The 17,131-nt window shown below is 39.2% G+C and carries 22 protein-coding genes; 7 read left to right on the top strand and 15 right to left on the bottom strand.

Features of this window, described 5'->3' with window-relative positions:
- Positions 1-17 precede the first annotated feature (17 nt).
- From QFZ31_RS29885 to QFZ31_RS29850, 8 genes are all read right to left on the bottom strand, one after another.
- A complete protein-coding gene (locus QFZ31_RS29885; RefSeq protein WP_307310275.1) occupies positions 18-839 on the bottom strand; it encodes a purine-nucleoside phosphorylase in 822 nt (273 codons plus the stop codon).
- Positions 840-852: 13 nt separating this feature from the next.
- Positions 853-2,037, bottom strand: coding sequence for a phosphopentomutase (gene deoB / locus QFZ31_RS29880; RefSeq protein ID WP_307310274.1), 1,185 nt, complete (start codon positions 2,035-2,037; stop codon positions 853-855).
- A 216-nt stretch (positions 2,038-2,253) separates the two neighbouring features.
- Positions 2,254-3,153 (bottom strand): site-specific tyrosine recombinase XerD, encoded by a 900-nt coding sequence (xerD, locus tag QFZ31_RS29875; protein ID WP_307310272.1) that lies wholly within the window; start codon positions 3,151-3,153, stop codon positions 2,254-2,256.
- Between the two features lie 5 nt (positions 3,154-3,158).
- Positions 3,159-3,386 (bottom strand): YqzK family protein, encoded by a 228-nt coding sequence (locus QFZ31_RS29870; RefSeq protein WP_179596538.1) that lies wholly within the window; start codon positions 3,384-3,386, stop codon positions 3,159-3,161.
- 148 nt (positions 3,387-3,534) lie between these two features.
- A complete protein-coding gene (locus QFZ31_RS29865; RefSeq protein ID WP_307310269.1) occupies positions 3,535-3,999 on the bottom strand; it encodes a Fur family transcriptional regulator in 465 nt (154 codons plus the stop codon).
- 110 nt (positions 4,000-4,109) lie between these two features.
- Positions 4,110-4,754, bottom strand: a complete 645-nt coding sequence (gene spoIIM, locus QFZ31_RS29860) for a stage II sporulation protein M (RefSeq protein WP_307310266.1) — start codon at positions 4,752-4,754, stop codon at positions 4,110-4,112.
- Between the two features lie 128 nt (positions 4,755-4,882).
- A complete protein-coding gene (locus tag QFZ31_RS29855; protein WP_307310263.1) occupies positions 4,883-6,046 on the bottom strand; it encodes an endonuclease Q family protein in 1,164 nt (387 codons plus the stop codon).
- A complete protein-coding gene (locus QFZ31_RS29850) occupies positions 6,043-6,597 on the bottom strand; it encodes an NUDIX hydrolase (RefSeq protein ID WP_307310260.1) in 555 nt (184 codons plus the stop codon). The genes QFZ31_RS29855 and QFZ31_RS29850 overlap by 4 nt, the downstream gene beginning before the upstream one ends.
- 72 nt (positions 6,598-6,669) lie before the next feature.
- Here QFZ31_RS29850 and mciZ point away from each other — a divergent pair, with 72 nt between their 5' ends.
- Positions 6,670-6,801, top strand: coding sequence for a Z-ring formation inhibitor MciZ (gene mciZ, locus QFZ31_RS29845; protein ID WP_306073503.1), 132 nt, complete (start codon positions 6,670-6,672; stop codon positions 6,799-6,801).
- Between the two features lie 63 nt (positions 6,802-6,864).
- Positions 6,865-7,776, top strand: a complete 912-nt coding sequence (locus QFZ31_RS29840) for an aldo/keto reductase (protein WP_307310255.1) — start codon at positions 6,865-6,867, stop codon at positions 7,774-7,776.
- 22 nt (positions 7,777-7,798) lie between these two features.
- Here the strand turns inward: QFZ31_RS29840 and QFZ31_RS29835 are convergent, their stop codons facing one another.
- From QFZ31_RS29835 to QFZ31_RS29820, 4 genes are all read right to left on the bottom strand, one after another.
- A complete protein-coding gene (locus tag QFZ31_RS29835; RefSeq protein WP_307310253.1) occupies positions 7,799-8,053 on the bottom strand; it encodes a YqkE family protein in 255 nt (84 codons plus the stop codon).
- Positions 8,054-8,150: 97 nt separating this feature from the next.
- Positions 8,151-8,807: a CoA transferase subunit B gene (locus tag QFZ31_RS29830; RefSeq protein ID WP_179596554.1), complete on the bottom strand. Its 657-nt coding sequence runs from the start codon at positions 8,805-8,807 to the stop codon at positions 8,151-8,153.
- Between the two features lie 21 nt (positions 8,808-8,828).
- The gene (locus QFZ31_RS29825; RefSeq protein ID WP_306073499.1) at positions 8,829-9,518 is read right to left on the bottom strand and encodes a CoA transferase subunit A; all 690 of its coding nucleotides are present in this window, start codon (positions 9,516-9,518) and stop codon (positions 8,829-8,831) included.
- Between the two features lie 27 nt (positions 9,519-9,545).
- Positions 9,546-10,733, bottom strand: a complete 1,188-nt coding sequence (locus QFZ31_RS29820) for an acetyl-CoA C-acetyltransferase (protein WP_307310247.1) — start codon at positions 10,731-10,733, stop codon at positions 9,546-9,548.
- A 192-nt stretch (positions 10,734-10,925) separates the two neighbouring features.
- Between QFZ31_RS29820 and QFZ31_RS29815 the strand changes: the two genes are divergently transcribed.
- The 3 genes from QFZ31_RS29815 to QFZ31_RS29805 all read left to right on the top strand — a co-directional run bounded on the left by QFZ31_RS29815 (position 10,926) and on the right by QFZ31_RS29805 (position 12,405).
- On the top strand, positions 10,926-11,066 hold the full coding sequence (locus tag QFZ31_RS29815) for a hypothetical protein (protein ID WP_179596560.1): 141 nt from the start codon (positions 10,926-10,928) through the stop codon (positions 11,064-11,066).
- A gap of 148 nt (positions 11,067-11,214) precedes the next feature.
- Positions 11,215-12,126 carry an alpha/beta hydrolase gene (locus tag QFZ31_RS29810; RefSeq protein ID WP_307310243.1) on the top strand — a complete coding sequence of 304 codons (912 nt, stop codon included), beginning with the start codon at positions 11,215-11,217 and terminating at the stop codon, positions 12,124-12,126.
- 72 nt (positions 12,127-12,198) lie between these two features.
- The gene (locus QFZ31_RS29805; RefSeq protein WP_307310241.1) at positions 12,199-12,405 is read left to right on the top strand and encodes a CDGSH iron-sulfur domain-containing protein; all 207 of its coding nucleotides are present in this window, start codon (positions 12,199-12,201) and stop codon (positions 12,403-12,405) included.
- A gap of 56 nt (positions 12,406-12,461) precedes the next feature.
- Here the strand turns inward: QFZ31_RS29805 and QFZ31_RS29800 are convergent, their stop codons facing one another.
- Together QFZ31_RS29800 and QFZ31_RS29795 are read right to left on the bottom strand one after the other, a co-directional pair.
- A complete protein-coding gene (locus tag QFZ31_RS29800; RefSeq protein ID WP_307310239.1) occupies positions 12,462-12,953 on the bottom strand; it encodes a DinB family protein in 492 nt (163 codons plus the stop codon).
- Positions 12,954-13,027: 74 nt separating this feature from the next.
- Positions 13,028-14,221, bottom strand: coding sequence for an FAD-dependent monooxygenase (locus tag QFZ31_RS29795; RefSeq protein ID WP_307310237.1), 1,194 nt, complete (start codon positions 14,219-14,221; stop codon positions 13,028-13,030).
- A 318-nt stretch (positions 14,222-14,539) separates the two neighbouring features.
- On the opposite strand from QFZ31_RS29795, the gene QFZ31_RS29790 reads away from it, so the two are divergent.
- Together QFZ31_RS29790 and QFZ31_RS29785 are read left to right on the top strand one after the other, a co-directional pair.
- Positions 14,540-15,490 (top strand): fumarylacetoacetate hydrolase family protein, encoded by a 951-nt coding sequence (locus QFZ31_RS29790; protein WP_307310235.1) that lies wholly within the window; start codon positions 14,540-14,542, stop codon positions 15,488-15,490.
- Between the two features lie 78 nt (positions 15,491-15,568).
- Positions 15,569-16,693, top strand: coding sequence for a cupin domain-containing protein (locus QFZ31_RS29785; RefSeq protein ID WP_307310233.1), 1,125 nt, complete (start codon positions 15,569-15,571; stop codon positions 16,691-16,693).
- Between the two features lie 73 nt (positions 16,694-16,766).
- Here QFZ31_RS29785 and QFZ31_RS29780 read toward each other — a convergent pair whose 3' ends face one another.
- Entirely contained in the window at positions 16,767-17,096 is a 330-nt protein-coding gene (locus QFZ31_RS29780; RefSeq protein WP_307310230.1) for a YolD-like family protein, read from the bottom strand.
- Positions 17,097-17,131: the final 35 nt, after the last annotated feature.

Genomic DNA, 17,131 nt, shown 5'->3' with positions numbered 1-17,131 from the left:
TCACCACTTTTACAAGTTTATTTAGCTATGCTTTTAACAATTTCTTTTATATATAATAGAAAATTAGCTTTTACTCTTTCTGTTGTTTCAATAACTTCCTCATGTGATAAAGGCTGGTCTAGAATTCCTGCAGCCATATTCGTAATACAAGAAATTCCAAGGACCTTCATCCCTCCATGTCGTGCCACGATCACTTCAGGGACTGTTGACATACCAACAGCGTCTCCACCTAATGTTCTAACCATTCTAATTTCGGCTGGGGTTTCATAAACTGGTCCAGAAAATCCGAAGTATACGCCTTCTTTAACATTTATATTTAAGCGGGCTGCAACCTCTTTCGCTGCACTCCTCAATTCTTTTGTATAGGCTTCTGACATATCGGGGAAACGAGGACCAAATTTTGAATCATTTGGACCTATTAAAGGATTCGTGCCTGTAAAATTAATATGATCATTAATAATCATTAAATCTCCTGCTTCAAAGCTTTCATTAACCCCGCCTGCTGCATTCGTTACAATTAACATGTCCACACCTAATTCCTTCATCACACGTACAGGGAAGGTTACTTTGTCCATACCATAACCTTCATAAAAATGGAAACGACCTTGCATTGCAACGACTTCGACACCCTCTAAAATTCCAAAGACAAGCTGCCCGGCATGACCTTCAACAGTCGAAATCGGGAAATCAGGTATCTCGTTGTATGGTATCTTAACAGGATTCTCAATTTCATCAGCTAGAACACCAAGACCAGATCCTAAGATAAGTCCGATTTTTGGTGTATTTAAATATTTATCTTTTAAAAAGCCTGCTGCATTTTGAATCTTTTCGATATTCATAATCATACCCCTTTTAATTTAGTTCATTTAAAAAACTTTTACCGAAGTTAGGCATTTTCACTTTAAAGTTTTCTGCAACAGTTGCCCCAATGTCAGCAAACGTTTCTCTTATTGGAAGTTCTTTGCCTTCTGACATCATTTTAGAGTAGACAATTAATGGGACATATTCACGTGTATGATCCGTTCCTGGTGCTGTTGGATCATTACCGTGGTCTGCTGTAATAATTAACAAATCATCTTCTTTTAATTTTGCAAACACTTCAGGTAAGCGGGCATCGTATTCTTCTAGGGCTTTCCCGTAACCTTCCGGATCACGACGATGTCCATAAAGGGCATCAAAGTCAACTAAATTCAAGAAACTCATCCCTGTGAAATCCATATCCAATGTCTGTACAAGCTTATCCATACCGTCCATATTTGAGATTGTCCTTAAAGATTGGGTAACTCCTTCTCCATCATAAATATCAGAGATTTTACCAATAGCAATTACATCTAACCCAGCATCTTTCATCTCATTCATGACCGTTCTATCAAACGGTTTTAATGCATAGTCATGACGATTAGCTGTCCGCTTAAAATTACCCGGTTCACCCAAGAATGGACGAGCAATCACGCGGCCGACCATGTATTTTTCATCAAGCGTTAACTCACGAGCAATTTTACATATTTTATATTGCTCTTCAATTGGAATAATTTCTTCATGTGCAGCAATTTGAAGTACTGAGTCTGCGGAAGTGTAGACAATCAATGCTCCTGTTTTCATATGCTCTTCCCCAAGCTCATCTAGAATTTCTGTTCCACTAGCAGGTTTATTACCGATTATTTTTCTTCCCGTACGTTGTACTAATTCAGAAAGAAGTTCATCTGGAAATCCATCTGGGAAAACACGGAAAGGTGTTTGAATATTCAACCCCATAATTTCCCAATGGCCTGTCATCGTGTCTTTTCCATTCGAAGCTTCCATCATTTTTGTATAATATGCTAACGGTTTATCAGCTTTATTGATCCCTTTTATTTCACGGATATTGCTTAAACCTAACCTGCCCATGTTAGGCATGTTTAGACCGTTCATTCTTTCCGCAATATGCCCAAGGGTATCTGCCCCCTTATCTCCAAACTTCTCTGCATCAGGTGATTCACCAATTCCAACAGAGTCCATTACGATTAAAAAAATACGCTTATATGTATTTCGAGTCATTCAAATCTTCCTCCTTTTTCTATACAATGAAAACGTTTGTAATTAATAAAAATAGATTACCCTTATTAAAATAGGATTATTAACCAATTTGAAAAATGTAACGTCAGAAGTCTGACCTCTTTATTTTACTAAACAATAATAAAATTACAAGAAAAAGCTGCCAATAATTTAGGCAGCTTTTCGACACTTTTAAATATTTATGTATCTAGTACCCTATTAAGCTCTAGGATGGAATTTGCTATATACATCCATTAACCTTGTCTTCGTTAGGTGTGTATATATCTGCGTCGTAGAGATATCAGCGTGTCCTAGCAGCTCTTGAACAGCTTTTAGGTCGGCACCATTTTCCAATAGATGCGTCGCAAACGAATGTCGAAGTGTATTCGGGGTTAATTCACTCTCAATACCAGCCTCTTGAGCTAGCTTTTTTAGGATTTTCCAAAATCCTTGACGAGTCAATCTCTTTCCTTGATGGTTTAAAAACAATGCACGATCAGAGCCATTCCCATGTTTTGAAACAAAATTTGTTCTGCCCTTATCAATGTAATTCTTTAGTGCTCCTGCCGCCGTTTTCCCAATTGGTATGATTCGTTCTTTATTACTATTACCGCTGACGGTGACAAACCCCATCGTTATATTTACATGCTCTACATCGATTTGAATAAGTTCACTGACACGAATACCAGTAGCATAAAGCAGCTCTAACATTGCTTTGTCCCTTAACCCAAAATGCCCTTGCCCAGTGGGGAAATCTAAAAGTCTTTCAACTTCTTTAAAGCTTAAAACCTTTGGAATTGACCTTTCTAATTTAGGGGTTTCGATAAGAACAGAAGGATCCTGACTCGCTGCCTGTTCCCTTAATAGAAACTGATGAAAAGCTCGGATTGAAGCAACGTGTCTAGCCAATGTCTTTGTGGATTTACCTTGCTCCTTTAAAAAGGAAAGAAAATGTAAAATGTGCGGCCGTTGGACTTGACTAAATGCTGCAACAGCTTCTACATTTTTTAAATAGTGAAGATACGTTTTTAAATCCCGTTCATATGATAGCAGCGTATTCTGGGCCACTCTCTTCTCGACGAGCAAAAACTGCATAAATTTTTTTAAATAATCATCCATTGATACTACTCCCCATTTAAGTAAAACAAAATCAGCCGGTCCAGCCAAATCGGATTCTCATCTTTATTTAATGTTGAAACCTTTAAGGCGGATCCTTCCGGTGAATCATAACGGTGATAATTTTGGTACTCCTCATTTACCCACATAATACCATAGTAAAAGAGTATCGTACATCCAGTGAATATGATAAAAACCTTTAAGGTTTGTAGTACTACTTTAATAAAAGAGAACATTTACCTTCCCCCAAACAGTTTAGCCTAGTAAAAGATATGCCAATTTGTCCAACTTTTATACCTAGAGTTACTGTTTTGGAGAAATTTAATTATATTAGAGTTTGTTAGACAGAAAAAAAGCCCTTTATTCTAAAAGGACTTTTGGCTATTATTCTGCAGTTTCCTCAGCTTTAACCTTATCTTGGCACCGATAGCAGATACCATGAAACGTAAGGCGGTGGTCTTTTATTTTAAAATTCCATCTACGTTCAACGACGGCTTCGACATCTTCAAGAAGATCTTCTTGGATTTCATCCACCGCTCCGCATTCAATGCAAACTAGGTGATGATGAAAATGTGCTGCCCCTTCTTGGCGAAGGTCATAACGCGAAACTCCATCACCAAAGTTAATTTTATCAACAATTTTTAATTCAGTTAGTAGCTCAAGTGTACGATATACAGTTGCCAATCCGATTTCAGGCGACTTTTCCTTAACGAGGAGGTATACATCTTCTGCACTTAAATGATCCTCTTCATGCTCTAACAATACTCGAACGGTTGCTTCACGTTGAGGTGTTAGCTTATAGCTCGATGAATGCAAATGCTTTTTAATTCTCTCAATCCTAGTTTCCATCCCGAAGTCCCTCCCTCGCCGCTGCTATTCTCATTATAACAGATGAGAAAGAGGTGTCAAAATAAAATTATTATAAACAAGGGATGATATTTAATATCATATGATAATTATTATAAATTTAGTGATCCCATCATTGACTTCATTAGCCAAGGTGAAACGTAAGCCTCTACACCAGAAGCCGCAGAAATAAGTATAACAGCTACTACAAAGGTTATGATGTAGTTTTTAAAAAATGGCAATATTGGCTGTCCATAGGTTTTAAAGAATTGTTTTTTTATCATTCTCAATGAGAATATAACGGATAAAGCAGCCATCAAAATGAAAACGGGAATGATAATCAAATTTTGTGGCAGAATGGACACAAATGCAAGAAAAAATCCTTTAATGCCCAATTGACTAACTAAGAAACCAACCGTAAAGCCTACCACTAAACCTTTTATAAATAATAGTATAAGAATTACCGGAAGTCCGATGATTGAGATTCCTAAAATCCAAATTAACCCAATGAACTTGCTATTATGAAGAAAGCTTTGTGCGAATAAATCATTGTCCTCAGCCACTTTTCCATTTAATATTTGACCAAAGAATTGTGATAGATAGTAAAACAAATCTTCTTTTTGGGTGATACTCATACTATTTACGACAATGGCTCCAAAGATGACACCCATTAAAAATAAAATGACAATAAATAAAAAAATTGAGGAATGCTCACGGAAATAACTGGCGGCATCGTTCTGGTACAATCGTTTCTTCATCTGCAGTCCCTCCTACTTCTCCTAATTCAGTTATTACATTTTATGCCTCTCTAGTATTTCTATGACCATAATTTAATAGAATTACTATAAAAAGAAAAACCCGACTTTTTATTTGTCGGGTTGGTTCATTACTCTGAAATTTTGCCGTATTTTCCGCCTCCGCCGGCTGCTAAAGTCACTTTTCCTTCTCTAGCTTTCATTATCAGATCAGCAATTTTTGCCGGGACGACTTCGTTCAAAGCTTGAAAGGGAACTTCATGCAGAATTGCCATTTCTGAACCAAAATGATTGACGAGCTTTTCTAGTAGCTTTGGTCCCAATCCCGGTATATATTCTAGTGGAATTTGATGGACATAAGGAGGACGCCCGTCAGGACTTTGATCTGCTGTCTTCAACTCAAGAATTCGGTCTGCTACGCCTTTTATAATCTTATTTTTTCCACAAAGAGTGCAAATTTGGTCTTCCTCACCTGCTGGATGAGAGCATTCTGCACAGACGGTTTTGTGATACTTACCTAGTAGCGGATCTAATCCATAGTTGGCTATGATACGTCTTCCTTCAACTTTCTGCAATGCCATTCCCAATTCTTTAAAAGAGGGTTCTTTCATTGATACAACCTGATACTCACGGGCAATTTTTGCTAAGGAATGGGCATCTGAATTAGTCAAAAAGGGATATTCGTGTAATTCTTTGATCTGGTCTGCCATCATTGTGTCAGAACTTAAACCAAGCTCAATCCCATCAATTAAAGCTGGATCAAATACTTCAGTTAACGATCTATTGACTCCTTTACCATATAGGCTTTTAAAGGGCGTAAACACATGGGCCGGAATAAATAAGCCGCCTAGTTCTTTTGCTTTTCTTTGCAATTGGAGACCTGATACATAAATCCGCTGCGAACTTAATTGGACATTTTTTAAATGATCAGACAGCCAAATAGAGAACTTCCTCATGATCGCGATCGTAGGAAAAAACACAAGCACATGTATCGGACCATTACATTGTTCATCATAGATTTCTAATTCCGAACCTGGAATTACCGTTAAATCACCGTATACTAAGCCGCCATCACGATGTTCAATCATATCCTGACTTGAAACGAGGCTTTCCATTTCAAGGATTACTTCTGGTGAGTGGCTGTCAATAATACCAATCATATTCAGCCCTTTTTCATGCCGGGCATGCTCAATGATATTGGTAAACGTTAATGATTTAGCACCTGTTATTTTTACAGGCTTGCCTGTCCAGGTTCTTCCGATATGAATATGTAAATCTACATAATAGCGTTTCATTTATTACCTAATGCCTCTTGAAGCTGAAGGTATTGAACGGCATAGGCGGTTTTTGCATCATAAATTTTTTGTTCCTTTATATATGTAACAGCTTCATCAAGTGTTATTTCCTCAACGTTCACAAACTCATCTTCATCAAGTGCAGCGGCATTTTCTTTCTTTGTTAGTCCTTTTGCCACAAATAGATGTACGATTTCATCTGCAAATCCTGGAGAGGTATAAAAAGAGACAAGCAGCTCCAAACTTTCACATTCATATCCTGTCTCTTCCTCTAACTCCCTTCGTGCACAAAGAGCTGGCTCTTCGTCCTTTTCTAACTTTCCTGCAGGTATCTCAACGATTGTCCGTTCAAGTGCTTTACGAAATTGCTCAACCATAACAATTTTTTTATCATCAGTGATTGCCAAAATAGCAACGGCACCTGGGTGTTTAATGATTTCTCTTTTTGACTGTTTTCCATTCGGCAGCTCAACATCCTGAAGATGAAGGCTAATAATTTTTCCTGAAAATATTTCTTCGCTATGTATCGTTTTTTCAATTAGATTAGTCACCTGTGTCACTCCTGTTCTAATTCGCTATTTGCTGCTCATACATTTTACCATACATTATTTGGAGGGGTATGGATGAAGGTATACGTGCATGCTAAGGGAATTATTCTCGTTGGCAAGGGCTGGGAGATTCTCCAAAAGCTAAAAGAATATAATAAGGAACATTCCACCGTTGCTGAATGGGTAGAAAAAGTCGCTCCAAAATAATCTTTCCGTTTGTAGTCTTCCCCGGACTTTCGTAAAATTATAGTAAAGGACGGGGTGATTGTATTGAAAAAAAGAAAACTAGGAAATTCTAGCTTATGGGTTACTGAATTAGGCTTAGGCTGCATGTCAATTGGCACAGAGGAAAAAAGAGCGAGAGAGATTATTGAGACTGCCTTGGACGAGGGAATCAATTATTTTGATACTGCTGATTTGTATGATTTTGGTGAGAACGAAAAAATCGTTGGAGCTGCTTTAAAGGATGTGCGTGAAAAAGTCATTATTGCAACAAAGGTTGGAAACCGCTGGAATCCAGATAAAACCGGATGGGCTTGGGATCCGTCCAAATCGTACATAAAGGAAGCAGTCAAACAAAGTTTGAAACGACTTGGGACAGACTATATCGATTTATACCAGCTTCATGGCGGCACAATCGAAGATAAGATTGATGAGACAATAGAAGCTTTTGACGAATTAAAGTCGGAGGGCTTTATCCGCTATTATGGAATTTCATCGATTCGTCCAAATGTCATCCGTGAGTATGTAAAGAAATCCCATATTGTTTCTGTCATGATGCAATATAGCATTTTAGATAGACGACCGGAAGAAGAGGCATTGCCATATCTGTATGAGCATGGAATCAGTGTAGTAACCCGTGGTCCTTTAGCAAAAGGGCTGTTAAGTGATAAAATGCTAGAAAAAATTTCTCCGAAAGGGTATCCAGACTATAGTCAGGAAGAGCTGCTTAAAGTGTTACCCTCATTGAAGGAGAAACTGGCTGCACAACGCTCTTTTACAGAAATTGCTCTTCAATATAATTTGGCGCACCCTGCCGTGGCCACAGTAGCCGCGGGAGCCAGCAGTCCGGAACAAGTCAGAAGCAATGCCAGTGCGGTGAGAAGCCAAGAGCTGACCGAAGAAGAGGTTACATTGATTAAAGAGATTTCAAAGGCCGGGCAATTTAAAGAACATCGTTAAAAAGGAGAGCCGCTTGGCTCTCCTATTTAAATTCCTTCCAGTTCATACCGCTTTCGTTTAGCAGCTCCTCAAACGATTTATTCTTTTCTTTTAAACGGCGTTCCTCGCGTTTACGCTGTTCTTCTTCTGCTCGTTTACGCTCCTCTTTTGCCTTTAACTGCTCCTGTTGTTCTTTTAATTGCTTTATTAATTCCGGATTAATCATATCTTTAAGCGTAACTGACACTTCTTCTTTTTTTGGTTTAGATTGATTTTTTTGTTTCGATTTCTTTTTCATCCTAAACTCCCCCAAAAATCTTTATTTCATATGTATTATAGCATTATTTTTGATAGAAAAAGCAGGCTGATCTTTTGCTAATCAGCCTGCATACTTTTTAATAAGCTTCTAGAACCACGTTTTCGTCCACTGCTAGTGTTGCCTCGGTTGAGTTAACTACATCTTCGACTGTAAATCCTTTTGCAACCTCAACCAATTTTAAACCGCTGTCCGTTACATCCATCACTGCACGTTCAGTTATAATTCGGTTAACCACACCTTTTCCGGTTAAAGGAAGGGTGCATTCTTTTAAGATTTTTGATTCACCGCGCTTGTTCACATGCTCCATGATGACAATGATTTTTTGCGCTCCATGGACAAGATCCATGGCACCGCCCATTCCTTTTATCATTTTACCTGGTATCATCCAGTTCGCAAGGTCTCCTTTCTCAGAAACCTCCATTCCGCCAAGGATTGCAATGTTGATGTGACCGCCGCGTATCATGGCGAATGATTCTGCACTATCAAAGTAAGAAGCACCGCTAATTGCAGTAACCGTCTCTTTTCCAGCATTGATTAAATCCGGGTCTACCTCTTCCTCCGTTGGATATGGACCAATACCCAGCAGTCCATTTTCCGATTGCAGAACCACCTGCTTATTATCTGATATATAATTCGCAACCAGCGTCGGCATCCCGATTCCTAAGTTCACATAATAACCGTTTTCGATTTCTTTCTCTGCCCGTATTGCAATTCTTTCTCTAACAGAGACCATTGGCACTCTCCCCCTCCACCTCTATTTTCTAACTGTCAATCTCTCAATTCTTTTTTCCTGCTTACCTTCAATAATCATTTGAACGTAAACGCTAGGAGTATGGATAAAATTCGGGTCGAGTTCCCCAATTTCACAGAGTGTCTCCACTTCGGCAATCGTTACTTTTCCAGCTGCCGCTATCATCGGGTTAAAGTTTCGTGCGGTTTTGTGGTAAACAAGATTCCCCATCTTGTCTCCCTTCCATGCCCGAACAAAACTAAAATCAGCAGTCAGTGCTTCTTCTAATAGATACTCCCTGCCATTAAAGACTTTTGTTTCTTTGCCATCAGCAATCGGTGTTCCTACCCCAGCAGGAGTGTAAAAAGCTGGTATCCCTGCTCCGCCTGCTCTTATTTTTTCCGCTAATGTACCTTGTGGTGTCAGCTCTACTTCAAGCTCGCCTGCTAAAACCTGTCTTTCAAACTCTTTATTCTCCCCCACATAGGAGCCTATCATTTTTTTAATTTGTTTATTTTTTAAAAGTGGACCCAGTCCCCAATCATCGATTCCACAGTTATTAGAGATAACCGTTAAATCCTTTACGCCCTTATCAACAAGCGCTTGGATTAGATTTTCAGGTATTCCGCACAAACCGAAACCACCGACCATCAACGTCGCTCCATCTTGAATATCTGCGACTGCTTCCTGGAAGGATGTACCAATCTTCTTCATCGTGCTCGTTCTCCCCTCATTGTAGGCTTAAGCTAGCTCAACGACTGTTGCTACCCCTTGTCCGCCGCCAATACAAAGTGTTGCGAGTCCCTTCTTTGCATTCCGTCTTTTCATTTCATGAATCAGCGTAACGAGAATCCTTGCACCGCTTGCACCAATCGGGTGACCGAGTGCAATCGCACCGCCATTTACATTTAAAATTTCTTTATTAAAGTGGAGTTCACGATCAACAGCCAGGGACTGTGCTGCAAATGCCTCATTTGCTTCTATTAGTTCTAGCTCTTCCATCGAAATGGACGTTTTTTCGAGAACCTTTTTTACTGCAGGAACCGGTCCGATTCCCATAATACTAGGATCAACACCTGCACTGGCATTCCCTTTAATCGTTACTAAAGGCTTAATTCCCAATTCTTCTGCTTTTTTCCTGCTCATTACGACCACCGCTGCTGCACCATCATTAATACCAGATGCATTTCCAGCTGTTACACTGCCGTCTTTCTTGAATGCTGGACGTAATCCTCCAAGCTTTTCAGCTGTTGTTCCTTTTTTCGGGTACTCATCTGTATCAAAAACAATCGGATCTCCTTTACGCTGCTTTATTACGACAGGGACGATTTCATCTTTAAATTTACCTGCTTCAATTGCCTTAACCGCCTTCTCCTGACTCCACGCTGAAAACTGGTCCTGTTCTTCTCTCGTAATGGAATATTTATCAGCTAAGTTTTCAGCTGTAACTCCCATATGATAGTGGTTAAAAACGCAGGTAAGTCCGTCACTTGTTAAAGTATCGATTAATTTTTGATCACCCATTTTAAATCCTTCACGGGCATTTTTTAATAGATAAGGTGCCTGGCTCATATTCTCCATTCCACCAGCAACAACAATCTCAGCATCTCCTGCTAGAATTGCCTGTGTTGCTAGGTGAACCGCCTTTAAACCAGAACCGCATACCTTATTGATCGTCATTGAGGAAACACTATCAGGAATGCCTGCTCCAATTGCGGCCTGTCTAGCTGGATTCTGACCAAGTCCTGCTTGAAGTACATTTCCTAAAATAACTTCGTCTACTTGCTCCGGCTTTACGCCAGCTTGTTCAAGCGCTCCTTTGATGACGGTGGCGCCTAATTCAGGTGCGGATACATTTTTTAAGCTTCCGTTAAAATTACCTAATGCTGTACGAACTGCACTTACAATTACTACTTCTGTTTGACTCATTTTTTTCCTCTCCTTTTAGCACTTTTACCTTTACTACTTCGAGTGCGAAGATAGAAAACCCTCTTATTTTGTCAAAATTTCTATTATTCTTGAATTTTAAATTTTAGCACCTCTACAATAAAGATATGAATAAACAGACGCCTATATAAGCACTTTATTAAATGAATCCACTTCGAAGGGAGTCTGACGATTATGAGCCAAAAACGTGATAAGGGTTACAGCCAAAAAGGTAAGGATTATGCAGAATCCGCCGGTACTGGTAAACGAATGATTGCTGCTGAAGAAATAGAAAAAGCAACTCATCCTACGAAGAGACAAAATGCTGAGCAATAAGAAATGCGGAAGCGCCTTACCCAGAGGCGACAGGCATAAATAAATTTATTAAGCCGCTAAATGGAGTTAGCGGCTTTTCCTATGTTAGAATAAAAGCCAACATTAATTACCAAATAATTACTACTTTTGAACCTTTGGAGGTGTACTTGTGCGTAAGGCGTTGCGAGCTCTTCTACTTTCATTCTTGATTACATTTTCTTTAGGTTTTTATTTTACAAATAGGCTTATATATATGAAAAAGAAAGATGAACAATTTATCGTACAGCGGGAAAAGGAAGCGGGCAGATTTAATCCCGAGCATTTCGAATCACTGCCTAAGCGAGAGGTAATCATTGATTCACCTTTTGGCTATCCCATTAAAGCTCTACTGGTAGAACCACACGAGTCCAATCGCTATGTCATTATTTCCCATGGAGTAACGGAAACAAAAATTAATTCCATAAAATATATGAATCTTTTCTTAGAACGTGGATTTAATGCGATGATTTATGACCATCGCAGACACGGAGAATCAGGTGGAAAGACAACCAGCTTCGGTCATTATGAAAAATTCGATCTTAAGGCAATTATTGATTGGTTAAAAAAAGAGAAAGGTCCGACACTCACGCTCGGTATTCATGGGGAATCGATGGGGGCGGCTACAATGCTTCTGTACGCAGGTATGCTTGAAGATGGTGCTGATTTTTATATAGCTGACTGTCCGTTCTCTGACTTGAAAGAGCAAGTATCGTATCAACTAAAAAAGGAATTAAAGAATGTTTCATCGATTTTAATACCCATAGCTGATTTAATTTTGCGCCTCCGTGAAAAATATTCGATTCGTCACGTATCGCCCATATCGGTTATCGAAAATATTAAACATCCCATTTTATTTATTCACAGCGAACACGATGATTTTATTCTTCCTGCCATGACAAAGGATTTATATGAAAAAAAACAAGGTCCGAAAATGCTTTATCTTGCTGCAAATGGGCGTCATGCTCAGTCATTTAATGAGAATCCTGAAGAATATCGCAGAGTCATAGACAAATTTTTGAATAAATACGTTGAGAATGGTTAAATTCATACTTACTTGCTTTTCCCTCCTATTCGATATATTCTGAAAATAATATATCGAATAGGAGTGTTAAGAATGTCAAAAATACAAATTAAAGTAAACGATAATGGTTCACTGCGCATTACTGGTGAGGTAGAATTGCTAGATGGTGCGGGCAATGTCATGGAAACGAAGCCAGCCTTTTCTCTTTGCCGCTGCGGGCTTTCTAACAACAAACCTTTTTGTGATGGTTCTCATAAAGGGAAATTTGACTCTCAAGTGCGAGTTGCAAAAGAAGAATAATGTTTTCTATAGAAAAAGGACTTCCATTGTGGAGTCCTTTTGTCGGATCAATTATATTAAATTTTTTCTAAATGACGTACAAGTTGCCCGTAATGACCTGTTACATGCTTAACGATTAAATGGTCAACTAAGAATGATAACGGTTTTCCGTCAAAGTTTGGATTATAACTTGGAGCGGTTTTTACCAAATCCTCCTCAGTAACCTTTACAAGTGCCGCCTCTACCTTCGGAACTAAGTTTTGTAGTTCTATTATCACATCATCTTTGTTAAGACGAGATACAACGGTTTCATCGACTGCTGCTAAACGACGAACATGTTCATGATTACGTCCCCATTTTGCGCCAGGAACTACTAACAGTGCTTCCAAATCTTCAACCCAAAACTCTACAGCTTCTAATATATGAGAAACGATTTGCATGGCGGACCATTCTGATTCAGAAGGTTTCACATAGAGTGCACCCTCTTCTGTATTTTTCAATACCGCTACAATATCAACGATACTCTTTTCAAACACTTCTAATTTTTCATTTAGTACTGCTGTTACCATCGTTTCGTCCTCCTTGAATGACTTAATGAATATATTTAAAAAATGCGCTAGAGCCAGCTCTAACGCGTTTTTTATTAGCAATTGACACTTTCATAATTTTTCTTGAAATAGCCATATAGGAAATCAACAACATTGTAATCAGTTGGTTTGTGATGTTCGAAAATAAAGTTTCGAAGTGCAAGTGCCGTTGGATCCTCCGCATGAATAATTTCGCCCCATCTGCGTGCTGATCCTTGTACCATTGCAGAGCGAGGGATTCGAATTTCTTGGTAGGCTTTAAATGCTTCCTCGTAGGTTTTATGTTCTTTTAATTTCTCACCTAAAACAAATGCATCTTCAAGGGCTTGAACGCCGCCTTGTGCTAAATATTGAAGCATGGCATGACCAGAATCTCCTAATAGCGTAATGTTCCCATTTGTCCAATTGTCGATTGGTTCACGGTCATACATTTGCCAACGGAATTGACGGTTAATATAAGTTAAAGCGTTTTCAACCTTTGGATGACAATTTTCAAAACGACGTGCCATTTCTTCTGGTGTTCCCCAGTCTTCTACAGTAGCATCATATGATTTAAATACGACTACTTGGTTGTAAAGCTCTCCGCGCCGAACTGGGTATTGTACCATGTGCAGGTTTGGTCCAATCCACATGATGACATCGTCTAAGTCTAAGTTTGCGGTAGTAGCCACTTCTTCAATTGGAATCGTTCCACGGTAAGCTACATACGCAGAGTTTACTGGCTTATCATCAACTAGCTGCTTACGCATGTTTGATTTTACCCCATCGGCACCAACAACTGCTTCTGCAGTAAACGTTTCACCATTTTGGTTAACAATTGTTACAGTATCTCCATTTTGTTCTGCAGTTTGAATACATTGGTTGGTAAAGAATTTGATATTACTGCGTTTTTGACATTCTTCATAAAGTACTCTGTGCAGGTCGGAGCGATGTAATACGATGTATGGCTGGCCGAATTCCTTTTGGAACCCTTCTCCTAAGTCAAGAGTTGCTAATTCTTTTGCAGTATAAACGTCTTTTAGGACAAGGCGTTTTGGTACTACCGCATGTTTTAAGATTTCTTCCTTTACACCTAAACGATCTAAAACCTCTAATGCATTTGGTGCTAACTGAATACCTGCACCTACTTCCCCAAATTCAGGTGCTTGCTCAAAAACTGCTACTGATTTACCCGTTTCTTGGATTGATAGTGCTGCCGCTAAACCACCAATTCCTCCACCTACTATAATAATGTCGCTTACATTAGTCATTGACATTTCCCTCCAATAAGTTATTTCGTTCCATAAATAGAGAACTTAGTTACCTTATAAGAAAACCTTAATTCATTTTTCATCAATTCGTCAACAAAAACTTTTAAAATTTAGAAATTTCTATTAATCATCTTCTCTTTCACCTTCCATCCGCACTGGAAAATAAGTTCTTAATGTTGCAAAGGAAATTTCAGCGTATTTCGGCTTTACGAAATAAATATCTGAAAACAAATAATATTGACAATCGTTTTGAAATATTTTAATATTTTTATAAATAGTGAACTAGTTTCGTAATTAGTGAAAAATAGGAGGCCAACCATGAAACTTATTAATTTTACTGTCTCTGGGCATACACGTGCAGGGGCAATCGTTGATAACAAAGTAGTCGACTTAAACTATGCTTACCAAGCACAGTTAAAGGCAGAAGGAAAATACCGATATGAAGCAATCGCAAAAGCATATGTGCCGGATAATACCGACGAGTTGTACCAAGGCGGCAAAGAATCACTGATTCTCGCACAAAATGCAATCGATTTCATTCTAGCTAACCCTGAGAGTTTTGGTAAAAAGCTGATTTACAATCGCGAGGAAGTTAAGGTAGAAGCACCAGTCGTGCGTCCAGGCAAAATTATTTGTGTTGGACACAACTATCGTGAGCACATTTTAGAAATGGGGCGTGAAATCCCATCGAACCCAGTTATTTTCGCTAAATTTGCTAATACGATTTTAGGGCCAGAGGACGATATTCCACATTTCCCGATTTCTGATCAACTTGACTATGAGGCAGAATTTACGTTTGTTGTAGGTAAACAAGCTCGTAATGTTGCAGAAGAAGATGCATTAGATTATGTAGCAGGTTACACCATTACAAATGACGTAACCTATCGTGACATTCAACGACGCACGCTTCAATGGCTGCAAGGAAAAACAGTAGATGGCAGCGCACCAATGGGACCATATTTGGTAACCTCCGATGAACTGCAAAATCCATCTGGCTTAGATGTTGTCCTAAAAGTAAATGGTGAAGTACGTCAAAAAACGAATACTGCCAATCTAGTATTCTCCGTTCAAAAATTAGTATCTTTCTTATCAAATCTAATGACGTTAGAGCCAGGAGATGTTGTATTAACAGGAACTCCTGGGGGCGTTGGAGTTGCGATGAAACCTCAGCAATTCTTAAAAGATGGAGACGTCGTTCGTATTGAAATCGACCAAATTGGTGCCCTTGAAAACAAAGTAAAGGCAACAGAAGTCTTAGCGACTGTATAATTAGGATTTGCAAGGGGTCAAGCAGCATACGCTGCTCCCCTTTTCTCTATAAAATTGAATAATAAAGGAGAATGAAAAATGGCTGAAGTAAATCCAGATGTTCAAGAGTATATGAAAAGCTCAATTGTAACCGATTACACAAAAGATATTCAACAATATAACTTAGGACCTCTTTGGGAAGCAATTCCTACAATTATGCACAAAACACCGAAGCCTCAAGCCCAAGCTTATCTTTGGAGCGATGAATTAATTAAAAAGAAAATGGCTGAAGCGGCTCAAATCTTCACACCCGATCGAGGTGGAGAACGTCGTGCAATTTATTTTCAAAATCCTGGCTTAACGTATCGTGAACCTTGGGGATGGGGATCTACTACTCAAACGATCTATGCAGCTGTGCAAATGTTATTGCCTGGTGAAAAAGCGCCATCTCACCGACACTCACAAAGTGCATTGCGCTTCATTTCTGAAGGTTCGGGTGCATACACGATCGTACAGGGTGAGCGTATTTTCATGGAGGAAGGCGACTTTTTAATTACTCCTAAGAATTTATGGCATGGGCACGCACATCTAGGTACAGAGCCTATGTATTGGATGGATGCCTTAGATATTCCTACTATTTATGCAATCGGCGGTACGTTCTTTGAACCTTATGAAGATGGTTTACAACAGCCAGATATTCCAGATAATTTTTCAGAAAGACGTTATCGCGGCGGCATGGTTCGTCCTGTTGGTGATGATAAATTCACCGTTGCACCACTTGCTAATTATAAATGGGACCGAACGGTAGAAGGAATTAAAGGCTTGATGGAATTCGATCCAGATCAACATCATGGATATGCTGTAGAGTACATTAACCCATCTACAGGGAAATCCGCTAACCCGACGCTCGGTACTAGAATGCAGCATTTACCTCATGGTTTCAAAACAAAGGCATTACGCCATACACACTCAACTGTTTACCAGGTACACAAAGGTTCAGGTCACACAGTCATTAACGGCATTCGCTTCGATTGGAAAAAAGGCGACTACTTCGTCGTTCCAAACTGGGCTTGGTATGAACACTCTGCTTCAGAAGACTCTTACCTATTCTCAGTAAACGATTTACCAATTATGAACCGTTTCGACTTAGAACAAGAGCAATCGTTGGATGAAAATAACGGCCACCAAAAAATTACTGGTGAATTTAAAGCAGATTTCAGGTAAGGAAATTTCAAATCACAGCTGCGGTTTTAAACAAAGGATTGAAAAAGCGGCCTCGTGACGCGAGGCCGCTTTTCTATGTCAATCGGATATCCGCAATGGCTGTAATCGGGATGCTGTGTACTTCTTCAAAGTGATCGATAATATGAAGTCTTTGCGCCATTTGGTCCCAATAATGAATTTTTCCAATTACGATTTCATAATTTCGATTTCGATAATGAGTAATGGTGACGAATTGGTCGAATTCGATTGCTTCAGATAAAGTCATATTCATGAGTTCAAGCTGCTGCTCATCAATTTCTTTCCGCTCCTCATATTGATCTTCCTTCACCCAGTCTCTAAGTAATTTAATATGCTCAGGAAGCATCATCGAAACCCATTTGATTCTTCCTCGGTCGCGAATCATTCACATTCTCCTCCTTACTTCGTCGTTGTCCAGCG

It is taken from the genome of Neobacillus niacini (assembly GCF_030817595.1).
In the GTDB taxonomy this organism is placed as follows: Bacteria; Bacillota; Bacilli; order Bacillales; family Cytobacillaceae; genus Neobacillus; species Neobacillus niacini_G.
Note: the sequence above shows the minus strand (reverse complement) of the source record. Positions and strands in the feature narration are given on the sequence as shown.